The sequence below is a fragment of the Siphonobacter sp. genome, assembly GCF_048595215.1.
Taxonomy (GTDB): Bacteria; Bacteroidota; Bacteroidia; order Cytophagales; family Spirosomataceae; genus Siphonobacter.
On record NZ_JBMDWJ010000367.1, the window covers coordinates 1 to 12,472 of the forward strand.

Below are 12,472 nucleotides of genomic sequence, written 5' to 3' on the forward strand. Positions count from 1 at the left end.
TGAAAGACCAAGGGCGATCATAGGGCGGGTGTTCACCCCTTCCCATCCCGAACAGGGCCGTTAAGCCCCGCTCCGCCGATGATACTGGGTTCACCCCCGGGAAAGTAGGTAATCGCCTCCCCTTTATCAAAGAAGCTCCCCTCCATAGGAGCTTCTTTTTTGCGTTGTACGGGGTAGCCTGCTGCTGGGTAGCATATATATCCCTTTTCAATAGCACTCTTAGTCTTGTTGATGCTAATCGTATCAATAAGTTGAGTGTAGGTTTTACAATCTTCTTCTCTATTCTTCCTATAAATCCATAAACTTGCAACAAACTCAGTTGCTATGGATTTAAATCTTCATAAGAAAACCGCCTTGGTTTGTGGCAGTACGCAGGGACTTGGATGGGCCACTGCTCAGGAATTGGCCTTACTAGGAGCTAACGTCATCTTGTTAGCCCGTAATGAAAAATCTCTGCAAGAGAAACTTTCGCAATTAGTAAAAACTAACGATCAGCATCATTCGTATCTCGTTGCTGACTTTACGTACCCAGAACAGGTTCAGCAGGCCGTTCGTACAGCTTTAGCTGAGTATTCCACGATTCATATTTTAATCAATAATACGGGTGGCCCAGCCGGAGGAACTATCCTAGAGGCTAGGCCAGAATCTTTTCTGCAGGGATTCAATAGCCATCTTATTTGTAATCAGCTACTGGTTCAATTACTCGTGCCCGGTATGAAGGAGGCAGGGTATGGCCGTATTGTCAACGTGATTTCTACCTCCGTCAAAGCTCCTCTAGCGGATTTGGGCGTTTCGAATACTATTCGCGGAGCCGTTGCTAGTTGGTCTAAAACCTTAGCTACCGAATTAGGTCCCTGGGCGATTACAGTTAATAATGTCTTGCCCGGTTATACCAACACCAGCCGTTTGACTTCGCTAGCCGAAAGTCGGGCTCAGAAAGAAGGCAAAACCGCTGAAGAAGTTAAGCAGGAAATGGCTCAGGGCGTACCGCTTCGACGCATCGGAAAACCCGAAGAATTCGGAGCCGCTGCGGCTTTTCTCTGTACCCCGGCTGCCGCTTACATTAACGGCATTAACCTACCCGTAGACGGCGGTCGGCTAGACTGCCTGTAATAATTTTAATATGATTCGTCCCGATGCCCTACAAGCGGGTGACACCGTAGCCATTACTGCTTTAGCTAGTAAGATCGATTATAGTCAATACGTAATTCCTGCCAGAGAAATTCTGGAAAGCTGGGGACTGAACGTTGCAGAAAGCAAATCCCTGAACGAAAGCTTTCATGGCTTTGCAGGTACTGATGGTAGACGCTGCGAGGATTTTCAACGCCTCTTAGATGATGCCTCCGTAAAAGCTATTTTCTCCGCTCGGGGGGGGTATGGAACGAGCCGTTTTCTAGATCAGATTAATTACAAGGCTTTTAAAACATCACCGAAATGGATCGTTGGCTTTTCGGATATTACCGCCGTACTCTGTGACGTCTATGCTTTAGGTTACGAAAGTATTCATGGACCGATGCCGAAGACCTTTGCCTGGGATGAATTTTCACTGCAGTCGCTGCGAAAGGTACTCTTTGGCGAATTGGTCCAGTATCAGAGTCCTCCACAGGCCTACAACCGTTTAGGAAAGGTACAGGCTCCTTTAATCGGTGGAAATTTATGCCTGCTGTCTCATCTGATGGGTACTCGCTCGGAAATCAATACCGAGGGCTGTATTCTTTTTCTGGAAGATACGGATGAATATCATTATGCTCTGGATCGCTATCTGGTACACTTACATCGGGCAGGAAAGTTAGACAAGCTAGCCGGACTGCTGGTAGGTAGTTTTTCTGACCTGAAAGACCAGCCCGAAGATTTTGGTAGCTCCATCTACGAAATCGTTCGATACTGGACGGATGCGTATGATTTCCCGATCGCCTTTGATTTTCCCATAGGGCATGAGGCCGTTAACGTAGCCCTACCAGTAGGCAGAACCGCTGAATTAACTGTTACTGCTGACAGTACAACCTTGACCTTTTCCTAACTCATACTAAAAGCATAGTGAGTACGCCAGCCATCATGATGTACTTGCACCAACTGCTCAGAAAGGCGAAGTCCTGCTTGGTATCGGCGTAGAAAAGTCGGTAAGCCATGAATAGGATCGGTACAGAAATCACCATGAAAATATACGTGAGCGTAGGAGCGTGCAGGGGCCGCGTCATGACGAAGAGAATCACCAGAAAAACGGCAATGAGTACTTCCAGAAAATACTTGGTCCGTACGAGTCCCCAGCGAATGGGTAAGGTCTGACAGCCGAATGAGGCATCACCCCGAACGTCTTCCATATCCTTGATGATTTCCCGAATCAAGGATATGGTAAACGCGAACAGGGCGTAGATGTATACCTCCCGTTCGTGAATCTGGTAATGAACTGCTAGTACAATCAATGAGAGGGCCGTTAGAAAAGCAACCATCAAATTACCCCAAAACGGCAAACGTTTCAGGTGATTGGAATACAGCCAGAGAAAAACGAAAGCACAGGCGTTGATAAGAAAAATCTTCTTATCCACCAGCCATCCGGCGGCTACACCCATGAAATTCAGTCCCAGGTTGATACCCATGGCCCAGCGGCGTTTTAGATAACGACCAATAATGACCTTATCTGGCTTGTTGATCAAGTCAATTTTAATGTCGTAATAGTCATTGATGATGTAACCAGCAGCGGCAATACAGGTGGTTGAAAAAATTAGCCAGAAGAGAGGAACATCCCGGAAGCCCGCCGTCCAGGAACGTTCCGGAAAAATAAGACAAGTATAGACCAGATATTGCGTAGCCGCCAGAATGAGTAAATTAGGCCATCGAATCAATCGAAGAAAGCCGTTTGTAATCTGACTACTAGTAGGTTTGGGTTTATGACGCATAAAGCGATGGCTTTGAAAAATCAGAACGAGTACCCGTTCTACGGTAAAAGCAGCGAATGAAAACGTAGTCTTGCAAGAACAGGTCATCCAAAATTAATACAGGACTTGTAGCTTCCTTGCGAAACCAACCCTGAATTCATTCTGTTGTACACCCGACTAACTTACTTATCACTATGAATATCGGCATTGTGTGCTACCCAACCTTCGGCGGAAGTGGCGTAGTAGCTACCGAGCTTGGGAAAGCACTCGCCAAAAATGGACATCGTGTTCATTTTATTACGTACAGTCAACCTCCCCGTCTGGACTTTTTTAATGAAAATGTCTTCTACCACGAGGTCTTTATTCCTTCTTACCCGCTGTTTCAACATCCACCCTATGAATTAGCTCTTTCGAGTAAGATGGTGGAAGTAGTAAAAAATCACCAGCTCGACTTACTGCACGTTCATTACGCCATTCCGCATGCCTCTGCAGCTTATATGGCCAAGCAGATTTTACGTACGCAAGGCATCCATATTCCCGTCATTACTACACTGCATGGAACAGACATTACTTTAGTCGGAAAAGATCCATCCTTCGAGCCCGTCGTCACGTTTAGCATCAATGCTTCGGATGGCGTAACTACGGTTTCGGAAAGTTTACGGAAAGATACCTACGACCAGTTTCCGATTGAGCGGGAAATCGAAGTGATTCCGAACTTTATTGATTTGGAACGTTTCCGCAAACAGAAAAAGGACCACTTTAAAACGGCCATTGCCCCCAATGGCGAAAAGATTCTGGTTCATATTTCCAATTTCAGGAAAGTAAAACGGATTGACGATATCTTACGCATGTTTGCTCTCTTACGGGAAAAAGCCTGCGTGAAGCTTCTACTGATTGGTGATGGACCGGAACGGGCTGGTTTGGAGAAGTTGGCTCGTGAATTAGGCATTAGCTCAGACGTTCGCTTCTTGGGTAAGCTCGATGCCATCGAAGAAGTACTTTCCATTGCCGATTTGTTCGTGATGCCTTCCGAAAAAGAAAGTTTTGGACTGGCCGCTCTGGAAGCCATGGCCTGTGAAGTACCGATTATTTCCTCCGACGCGGGTGGTATTCCCGAAGTAAATATTCAGGGCAAAACCGGTTTTATCTCAGCCATTGGCGATTTTGCCGACATGGCGGAGAAAGCAGCGATTATCCTTCAGGATGATCAATTGCCGGTTTTTCGGGCTCATGCACTGGCTCGGGCCAAAGAATTTGACATTAACCGTATTTTACCGAGGTACGAATTTTTCTACGAAAAGGTATTGAAACAAAGCACCATAGCAGGGTATCAGGTAGCAGAGTAGAGAGAGGCGGACCTGTACGCTTTAACGTTCTTCTCAACCGATTACCATATGTATTCAGGTATTCCCAAGACATCTCAAAAGCGGGTCGTAATTATTGGAGCTGGTTTCGGCGGACTCGCCGTGGCTCGAAAACTGGCGACATACCCGGAAATTCAGACCGTATTACTCGATCGCAATAACTTTCACCAGTTTCAGCCGCTATTTTATCAGGTAGCCATGGCGGGGCTGGAACCCAGTTCGATTTCGTTTCCCTTACGGAAGGCTTTTCAAAATCGCTCGAATATGCACATTCGGGTGACCAGTGTAACGAGCATTGATACTGAACGGCAGGAAGTAGAAACCAGCACGATGGGAGCGATTTCGTACGATTACCTGATCATTGCGGCGGGTGCGGAAACCAACTTTTTCGGGATGAAGAACATCATCGAGCGGGCCTTACCCATGAAGTCCGTCGGTGAGGCTCTGGCCTTACGAAACCGGATGCTGGAAAATTTCGAACGGGCTTTGATTTCCGACGATCTGGACGAGCGGCAGGGGCTGATGAATGTCGTCGTGGTAGGAGGCGGGCCAACGGGCGTAGAACTATCGGGTACGCTGGCTGAGATGAAAGTGCACATTCTGCCTAAAGATTATCCGGAGCTGGATTTCCGGCAAATGCAGATTTATCTGGTACAATCCGGAGGAGAACTCCTGGAGCCCATGTCCCGAGAGTCGCAGATTAAGTCGGAACAATACCTGAAAAAACTGGGTATCAATGTCATGCTGAACGCTCGGGTAACGGATTTCGACGGAAAATACGTGTATCTGCTCGACGGTACAAAACTTCGTACCGATAACCTGGTTTGGACGGCGGGCGTTAAAGCCACTACATTTGAAGGCATTCCTTCGGAAGTTATGGGTCGCGGGGGCCGGATCAAAACCAATGCGTATTGTCAGGTTGAAAGTCTGCCCAACGTTTTTGCCATTGGTGACATTGCAGCGGTAATGGGCGACGAAAAATTTCCGGACGGTCACCCTCAGCTGGCTCAGCCGGCCATTCAGCAGGGGAAACTACTGGCCAAAAATTTAATTCGAATTATTCGGAAAGAAAACCTGGTACCGTTCAAATACAAAGATCTCGGCTCGATGGCTACGGTAGGTCGCAACTTGGCCGTAGTAGATTTACCCTTTCTGAAATTTCAGGGATTTCTGGCCTGGCTTACCTGGATGTTCGTTCACTTGGTCTCCATTGTCGGGGTAAAAAACCGTTTGATGATTTTCATTAACTGGGTCTGGAACTACATTACTTACGATCAGTCCTTACGTTTAATCATCCGCTCAAAGGAGCCCATCATCAAATCCGAAGTAGAAGAGGCGGAGCCCACGCACGTAAATCCATCCTAATTAAAAATTTAAGGAGCAAGAAAAGCCATTCAGCCGTACCTTTGCCCCCGTTATTTATACTTTCTCTACACTTTCCTCCTTACGTGTAGCCATGGAACCACAGAAAATCAAGCCGAAAAATAACGGCACCAAACAGCTTTTCGATAATCCTATTCTAGAAGCACTTTCCCGGACTCACATTGCGATTCCGGTTTCCCTGTTTTTTATTCTCGGAGCCGTCTTAGGCTGGTATGCCTTTACCCATACGGATCTAACGAACTGGTTGATTGGCGTTTTATTCGTTACGGGTCTCATTGCATTTACCTTCGTTGAGTACTGGATGCACCGGAGCGTATACCACATTGAACCGACGACACCCGCTCGGGCCAAGTTTCAGTATACTACCCACGGTGTACACCACGAATACCCTAAGGACAAGAGCCGTCTGGCGATGCCTCCAATTCTGGCCGTGATCATTTCCGGTACATTGTTCGCTATTTTCTTCCTATTAATGGGTGAGGCTGCCTATGCGTTTTTCCCGGGCTTCATTTGGGGATACGCTGGTTACCTGCTCGTACATTACTGTGTGCACGCATACGCACCACCGAAGAACTTTTTAAAGCATTTGTGGATTAATCATGCAATCCATCATTACAAGGACGGCAACGTAGTATTTGGTGTATCGTCTCCCCTCTGGGATTATGTATTTAATACCATGGATGATAAACACCAGAAAAAAGATACGAGCAAGGCTATGGAAACGCTGTAAAGGCGTAAACTAGAGCTGAGTGAACCAAGCGAGTCGTTCTGAAAAGGGCGACTCGCTTGCTATATACGGGTCTGTCAGGGTGCTTAAAATTTCTAAATGGTGCCGACCCCGCTCGGTTTCTTCGTTATTTTGCAAGTATGGTTGAGAAGCGTTGGACATATCAGAAACTTCCTGGAACGACGGAAGAGCAGCAAGCCATTGATTCCCTGGCTCAGGCAATCAATGTGAACTCGTTTTTAGCAACGCTGCTCTGGCAACGAAACATCACCGAATTTGACGCGGCGAAGTCTTTCTTTCGTCCACAGTTGAGTCAGTTGCACGATCCGAATCTGATGAAAGATATGGATCGGGCCGTTGAGCGTTTGAGTCGGGCGATTGACAAGGGGGAAAAAATTCTGATTTATGGCGATTATGACGTAGACGGTACCACTTCGGTGGCTTTGTTTTACGGCTATCTCAAGACGTTTTATCCCAACCTGGAATTCTATATTCCGGACCGCTACAAGGAAGGGTACGGCGTTCAGCGTCCGGGTATCGGATACGCGGCTGAAAAAGGATTTTCGCTCATTGTCACACTCGACTGCGGGATCAAATCCGTGGAACTAATTGCGGAAGCCAAAAGTCTGGGCATCGATTTTATCATTTGTGACCACCACCGACCCGGTGAGGTACTACCCGATGCCGTCGCGGTACTGGATCCCAAGCGGGAAGATTGCCCGTATCCGTTCAAAGAGCTAACCGGTTGTGGCGTTGGTTTCAAACTGCTGCAAGCGTACAATCAGTACCATCAGCTCCCCGTTGAGCCCTTGTTTGAGTATCTGGACCTGTTGGCGATTAGTATCGCTGCCGATATCGTACCCATTACGGGTGAAAACCGGATTCTGGCTCATTACGGCTTGAAACGACTCAATGCCGCTCCGCGTACGGGGCTTCAGGCTCTCATCAAGGCCGCTTCACTGAAACCGCCGCTGGACATTACCAATGTGGTTTTTGGACTTAGTCCGCGAATCAATGCCGCTGGACGCATCAAGCATGCCTACGATGCCGTGAATCTTTTGCTGAGCGAGGATGAACACGAGGCCGAAGAATTCGCTCGAATTATCAACGTTCATAATACGGACCGTCGCCAGTTTGATACTAGAATCACTCAGGAAGCCCTGGAGATGATTGACCGGGATCATTTGCTGAAGTCCGCCAAATCGACGGTACTCTTCAAAAATGACTGGAACAAGGGAGTGGTTGGCATCGTCGCGAGTCGTTGCATTGAGCAGTACTATCGACCGACGATCATTCTGACTGAATCCAATGAAAAAGCGGCGGGTTCGGCTCGTTCGGTACCTGGCTTCGACGTGTACGAAGCCATCGAAGCCTGTTCGGACTTACTGGAACAGTTTGGCGGACACATGTACGCGGCGGGCTTAACGCTGAAAGTGGAAAACGTTCCAGCCTTCCAGCAGCGATTTGAAGAAGTAGTATCCCGGAAAATTCAGGTGGAACACCTCAAACCGCTAGTGGAGGTAGATATGAAATTACCTTTATCCGCCATTTCGGAGAAATTTCACGCCATAATCAGTCAAATGGGACCCTTTGGTCCGGAAAATATGACACCCGTATTTGTCGCCGAACAGGTACACTTATACGGTACGCCGCGAATCCTGAAAGAAAAACATCTGAAAATGGACATTCGCCAGCAAGGCTCGCCTATTTTCTCGTGTATCGGATTCGGCATGGCACACTTTTACGAACGATTGCTCGACGGGCGTCCCTTTGATCTCTGTTACCAGATTGAGATCAATGAGTTTCAGGGAAAACGGAGCCTTCAGTTACAGATTAAAGACATTAAATTTTAGCTAGTAAAGCCTTATACTTTTCCACTATCGACATGATTCTTCGCACGGAAAACCTGGTAAAAAAATACGGACAGCGGCTGGTGAATGACAACGTAAGTTACCAGGTGGCTCAGGGAGAAATTGTAGGACTGCTCGGACCCAACGGAGCCGGAAAGACGACCTCTTTCTACATGGCTACGGGCCTGGTGAAGCCCAACAGCGGAAAAGTATACCTCGACAATCTGGACGTAACGAATCTGCCGATGTACAAGCGGGCCCGTCTGGGCGTTGGCTATCTGGCTCAGGAAGCTTCCGTCTTTCGAAGTCTGACGGTGGAGGAAAACTTGCTGGCGGTACTCGAACTACGCGGCAACCTGAATAAGGTCGAACGCAAGGAGAAAATGGAATCGCTGCTGGAAGAACTGAGCTTAACCCACGTTCGAAAAAACAAGGGGCAGGTACTTTCAGGGGGAGAACGTCGTCGGACGGAAATTGCCCGGAGTCTGGCCGTAGATCCCAAGTTTATTCTCCTCGATGAACCCTTTGCCGGGGTGGACCCGATTGCCGTCGAAGAAATTCAGGGCATCGTCGCCAAGCTCAAGTACCGTAACATCGGTATTCTCATCACCGACCACAACGTAGACGAAACCTTGTCCATTACCGACCGGGCCTATCTGCTGTTCGAAGGAAAAATCCTGCGATCGGGTACGCCCGAAGAGCTAGCCGCTGACCCGGTGGTACGGCGGGTGTATCTGGGTAAACACTTTGAATTGAAACGCAAGATTTAAAAACCTCTTCAAAGAGTGTATACTCCCTAGGCTAGTATCCGTAGAAAACTCGAAACGGGAAACCCTAAACTCGTAAAATCGCCCTACCTTTGCGGCATGCAAGATCGCTATGCACAACGGGGCGTTTCAGCCTCCAAAGAAGACGTTCATCAGGCCATTGCGGCTCTCGACAAAGGCCTTTTCCCTAAAGCTTTCTGTAAGATCGTTCCCGATACGCTCGCGGGCGACCCGGACTATTGTACCGTCATGCACGCCGATGGAGCGGGTACGAAAACTGCTCTGGCGTATCTGTACTGGAAAGAAACCGGCGATGTTTCCGTATGGAAAGGCATTGCTCAGGATTCCATCGTCATGAATACCGACGACCTGCTGTGCGTAGGTTGTACGGGACCCATTCTGCTTTCCAGCTCGATTGACCGGAATAAAAACCGCATTCCTGGCGAGGTCATCTCCCAGATCATCAACGGTACGGAAGAAGTGCTGGCCATGTTGCGGGAACACGGCGTCGAGATCTACTCAACGGGTGGTGAAACGGCGGATGTAGGCGATCTGGTACGCACAATTACGGTGAACAGTACCGTAGTGGCCCGCATGAAACGTTCGGATGTTATTTCAAATGATACCATTCAGGCGGGAGATGTCGTGGTAGGTCTGGCTTCGTTTGGACAGGCCACGTACGAAAAGCAGTACAATGGGGGAATGGGGTCGAATGGACTGACTTCCGCCCGTCATGATGTACTGAGTAATTATCTGGCCTCGCTCTATCCCGAGAGCTTCGATCCAGAAGTACCATCTGACTTGGTTTACAGTGGTTCGAAAAAACTGACCGAACCCGTCGAAGGTACACCGCTGAATGTAGGCCAACTGGTGCTATCACCCACGCGGACGTATGCACCCTTTGTGAAAGCCCTGCTCAGCGAAATCCGTCCGAATGGAATGGTACACTGCTCGGGTGGTGCCCAGACGAAAGTGCTACATTTCATCGATAATCTGCACGTCATCAAAGATAATCTCTTCCCAATTCCGCCGCTGTTCAAGCTCATTCAGCAGGAAAGCGGTACGGCCTGGTCGGAGATGTACAAAGTCTTCAATATGGGTCACCGCCTGGAGGTATACCTACCCGAAGGTCAGGCCCAGCGAGTGATTGAAATTGCCAACTCCTTTGGCATTGAGGCTCAGGTAATCGGTCGCGTGGAGGCCTTCGAAGGCAAACGCGTAACCGTACGTAGCGAGTTTGGTGAGTTTGTTTATTAAGTTCATTCGGTAAATCCCGAAGTGCGTACAACGTATGAATCCAGAAGAAATCCAGTCGATTGAACCTGCGTTGGGAACGGGTATCTATACGGTGCCCGATGTAGCTCAGATTTTGAGACTTCCCCTCACGCGGGTACGTCGCTGGCTGGATGAATTCTGGAACGGACGACTTTCGGCGACGACCAAGATATCCTATTCCTGGGGGAAAGGTCGGGAGCGGGTGGTGAATTTTCAGACGCTCATTGAGTTTTACGTCTTCTTCAAACTGCGGGAACTGGGCATTTCTACGCCTAAGATCCTGCAAGCTCACGAAGTCAGTTCACGCCTGTTACAGACGCCTTTCCCCTTTGCTTCTTCGTTTTTATTAACCGATAGTAAGACCTTATTCGTCGAAATTGGTAATGAAATCCTGATTACGGCGGATGCCCGACTTCAGTACGAGATCAAGGAAGTCATGGAAGGCTTTTGCCGGAAGATTGAATTCGATGCCGACAAACTGGCGTCGAAGTTCTGGCCCCTTGGTAAAGACCGTTCGGTAGTGATTGATCCGCAACGGCAACTCGGACAGCCTACCATCCAGGGTACGAATATTCTGGCCGAAACCCTGCATCGACTCCATCTGGGCGGCGAGGATACGCCCACGATTGCTCAACTGTACGGATTGACGGAGACACAGGTAGAAGAAGCGTTGTTTTTTGTTAATCGCTCGGTCCAATGAACGTATATATTGACGAAAATTTAGTGCCCTTTTTTCCCGAAGCGTTCCTAAATGAATTCAGCGTGCGTCCGATTACAAGCGAGGAAACGATTCGTCAGGCGGATGGACTGTTGCTTTTACCGGAATTCAACGTACACCGAACGCCGTCTCAACGGGCCGTCTACGAAGGGCTGGGCCTGCGGATGGTTTTCGTAACCATGCCCGCCGAAGGGGTCTGGTACTTGAACGAAAGCGAAACCCGCCGGAAGAAATGGACCGAGGTGCTCAAAAAGTGTGACAAGCACCCGGAAGTTTCGGCCTACCGCTGCGATCTGAACGCCAGTCGTTTGCGGAGTTTGCTTTAGTTACTGGCCTGCAAAAGAAATTCCCGCTGCCGCTGTAATCGGGTACGGATGTCGGCCAGGCGGTGTTCTACTAGTAATTTCCCATCTTTGAATACGGTTTGTAATAAGCCACGGGTGGCCTCTTCCGGGCTTACCTCGTCGCTTAGACCGCTTACCCAGCCGTTTTCTCCTTCCACTTTCATAAGCCCTTTGGCACTACGTTTGGTACCATCATCGGTCTTCGGATCTTTGAAAATGGCCCGTCCTTCACCATTGACCACGCCATAGGTTGCCTTCATGGCAAAGCCAAAGGTATCGCGGGTGACGTACTGATAGGTGTAACTTCCAATACCGAAAACCACATTTGTACTGGCAAAACCTTTATTAGCCAGCCGCTGACAGATAGTCCGGCAACGTTCCAGCGTAATACTATCTCCATAAATCAACCCAATGTGAGCGTCGAGCAGGCGGTAACCCGTAGTAGTGATCGTACCGCCAAACGTTTCCCACAAACATTCCACGGCTCCTTTGTAGGCGGGTGTACCGACGGGAGCTGCCGGATCTCCACACAGAATCAGAACCGGATCTCCACTATCGGGACGAATCACCACTTTTCCTTCCCGACTCAGAATAGCGTCCTTCAACTGAGGCATGAATTCCGTAATCACCTGCCAGAAATCCCAGGTATCGCTGACAATACTGACCACGCCGCGTGGATAAATTTCGTGGATCAGGCGGCGGAAGGTATCAATCTCACCGCTTTGCGTACCCATGCACATGACGCTGTGTTCGGTAGCGGGAACACTACCGCCAACCAGCTCCGTATCGACGTCAGCCCCGTAATAAGTTTCCAGGAAATCGATGGCCGGAATGGTATCGGTACCCGTAAAGCTCAGCAAGTGAGCGGCTCCACTTAGCTCGGCGGCTTCGAGTCCGGCCATCCCGCGAAAGCTGAAGTCGTGTCCCTGCCAGGGGACGAAAGCGGCATCACCGCCCGTTGTTTCGGCGTACTGATCCAGCAGATTTCGGTAGTGAAATGCCGTGGTGGCACTGGTGCAGGGTAACCAGAGAATGCAGGAAAGCAGCGTTTCCAGAAAATTGGTCAGCCAGAAAAATTCCGGTTGAGTATTCTGAATTGTAAACATCGGTACACGGAAAGGCGTCAGTGTACCTTCGGGTAGGGCCCGAATTTCCAGAGGCAGGTAAC

The 12,472-nt window shown here is 49.0% G+C and carries 12 protein-coding genes and 1 rRNA gene; 11 read left to right on the plus strand and 2 right to left on the minus strand.

The genetic code is table 11. The annotated features are described in order from the left end of the window. Positions 1 to 9 precede the first annotated feature (9 nt). From rrf to ACOJTG_RS22565, 3 genes are all read left to right on the plus strand, one after another. Positions 10 to 121: ribosomal RNA gene (gene rrf / locus ACOJTG_RS22555) — 5S ribosomal RNA — on the plus strand. A gap of 203 nt (positions 122 to 324) precedes the next feature. Then, on the plus strand, positions 325 to 1,113 hold the full coding sequence (locus tag ACOJTG_RS22560; protein WP_420155870.1) for an SDR family oxidoreductase: 789 nt from the start codon (positions 325 to 327) through the stop codon (positions 1,111 to 1,113). A gap of 10 nt (positions 1,114 to 1,123) precedes the next feature. Beyond that, positions 1,124 to 2,020: a S66 peptidase family protein gene (locus ACOJTG_RS22565; protein WP_420155871.1), complete on the plus strand. Its 897-nt coding sequence runs from the start codon at positions 1,124 to 1,126 to the stop codon at positions 2,018 to 2,020. 1 nt (position 2,021) lies between these two features. On the opposite strand, the gene ACOJTG_RS22570 is transcribed toward ACOJTG_RS22565, so the two are convergent. Beyond that, positions 2,022 to 2,897: a geranylgeranylglycerol-phosphate geranylgeranyltransferase gene (locus ACOJTG_RS22570; RefSeq protein WP_420155872.1), complete on the minus strand. Its 876-nt coding sequence runs from the start codon at positions 2,895 to 2,897 to the stop codon at positions 2,022 to 2,024. Positions 2,898 to 3,070: 173 nt separating this feature from the next. Here ACOJTG_RS22570 and bshA point away from each other — a divergent pair, with 173 nt between their 5' ends. From bshA to ACOJTG_RS22610, 8 genes are all read left to right on the plus strand, one after another. Then, positions 3,071 to 4,222 carry an N-acetyl-alpha-D-glucosaminyl L-malate synthase BshA gene (gene bshA / locus ACOJTG_RS22575; protein ID WP_094812939.1) on the plus strand — a complete coding sequence of 384 codons (1,152 nt, stop codon included), beginning with the start codon at positions 3,071 to 3,073 and terminating at the stop codon, positions 4,220 to 4,222. Between the two features lie 48 nt (positions 4,223 to 4,270). Then, on the plus strand, positions 4,271 to 5,605 hold the full coding sequence (locus ACOJTG_RS22580) for an NAD(P)/FAD-dependent oxidoreductase (RefSeq protein WP_420155873.1): 1,335 nt from the start codon (positions 4,271 to 4,273) through the stop codon (positions 5,603 to 5,605). A gap of 91 nt (positions 5,606 to 5,696) precedes the next feature. Next, positions 5,697 to 6,353: a sterol desaturase family protein gene (locus ACOJTG_RS22585; protein WP_420155874.1), complete on the plus strand. Its 657-nt coding sequence runs from the start codon at positions 5,697 to 5,699 to the stop codon at positions 6,351 to 6,353. A gap of 137 nt (positions 6,354 to 6,490) precedes the next feature. Further along, positions 6,491 to 8,203 carry a single-stranded-DNA-specific exonuclease RecJ gene (recJ, locus tag ACOJTG_RS22590; RefSeq protein WP_420155875.1) on the plus strand — a complete coding sequence of 571 codons (1,713 nt, stop codon included), beginning with the start codon at positions 6,491 to 6,493 and terminating at the stop codon, positions 8,201 to 8,203. A gap of 32 nt (positions 8,204 to 8,235) precedes the next feature. Next, positions 8,236 to 8,970 carry an LPS export ABC transporter ATP-binding protein gene (lptB, locus tag ACOJTG_RS22595; protein ID WP_094812947.1) on the plus strand — a complete coding sequence of 245 codons (735 nt, stop codon included), beginning with the start codon at positions 8,236 to 8,238 and terminating at the stop codon, positions 8,968 to 8,970. 96 nt (positions 8,971 to 9,066) lie between these two features. Next, positions 9,067 to 10,224, plus strand: a complete 1,158-nt coding sequence (locus tag ACOJTG_RS22600) for an AIR synthase related protein (RefSeq protein WP_420155876.1) — start codon at positions 9,067 to 9,069, stop codon at positions 10,222 to 10,224. Between the two features lie 34 nt (positions 10,225 to 10,258). Next, on the plus strand, positions 10,259 to 10,942 hold the full coding sequence (locus ACOJTG_RS22605) for a DUF433 domain-containing protein (protein ID WP_420155877.1): 684 nt from the start codon (positions 10,259 to 10,261) through the stop codon (positions 10,940 to 10,942). Then, positions 10,939 to 11,286: a hypothetical protein gene (locus ACOJTG_RS22610; RefSeq protein ID WP_420155878.1), complete on the plus strand. Its 348-nt coding sequence runs from the start codon at positions 10,939 to 10,941 to the stop codon at positions 11,284 to 11,286. The genes ACOJTG_RS22605 and ACOJTG_RS22610 overlap by 4 nt, the downstream gene beginning before the upstream one ends. On the opposite strand, the gene ACOJTG_RS22615 is transcribed toward ACOJTG_RS22610, so the two are convergent. Continuing rightward, on the minus strand, positions 11,283 to 12,472 hold a 1,190-nt coding region (locus ACOJTG_RS22615; RefSeq protein WP_420155879.1), incomplete at its 5' end, for a nicotinate phosphoribosyltransferase. The two genes, ACOJTG_RS22610 and ACOJTG_RS22615, sit on opposite strands and share 4 nt — an antisense overlap.

Coding starts and splice junctions, on each gene's coding strand:
- ACOJTG_RS22560 (WP_420155870.1), top strand. CDS start 325: ATGGATTTAAATCTTCATAAGAAAACCGCCTTGGTTTGTGGCAGTACG.
- ACOJTG_RS22565 (WP_420155871.1), top strand. CDS start 1,124: ATGATTCGTCCCGATGCCCTACAAGCGGGTGACACCGTAGCCATTACT.
- ACOJTG_RS22570 (WP_420155872.1), bottom strand. CDS start 2,897: ATGCGTCATAAACCCAAACCTACTAGTAGTCAGATTACAAACGGCTTT.
- bshA (WP_094812939.1), top strand. CDS start 3,071: ATGAATATCGGCATTGTGTGCTACCCAACCTTCGGCGGAAGTGGCGTA.
- ACOJTG_RS22580 (WP_420155873.1), top strand. CDS start 4,271: ATGTATTCAGGTATTCCCAAGACATCTCAAAAGCGGGTCGTAATTATT.
- ACOJTG_RS22585 (WP_420155874.1), top strand. CDS start 5,697: ATGGAACCACAGAAAATCAAGCCGAAAAATAACGGCACCAAACAGCTT.
- recJ (WP_420155875.1), top strand. CDS start 6,491: ATGGTTGAGAAGCGTTGGACATATCAGAAACTTCCTGGAACGACGGAA.
- lptB (WP_094812947.1), top strand. CDS start 8,236: ATGATTCTTCGCACGGAAAACCTGGTAAAAAAATACGGACAGCGGCTG.
- ACOJTG_RS22600 (WP_420155876.1), top strand. CDS start 9,067: ATGCAAGATCGCTATGCACAACGGGGCGTTTCAGCCTCCAAAGAAGAC.
- ACOJTG_RS22605 (WP_420155877.1), top strand. CDS start 10,259: ATGAATCCAGAAGAAATCCAGTCGATTGAACCTGCGTTGGGAACGGGT.
- ACOJTG_RS22610 (WP_420155878.1), top strand. CDS start 10,939: ATGAACGTATATATTGACGAAAATTTAGTGCCCTTTTTTCCCGAAGCG.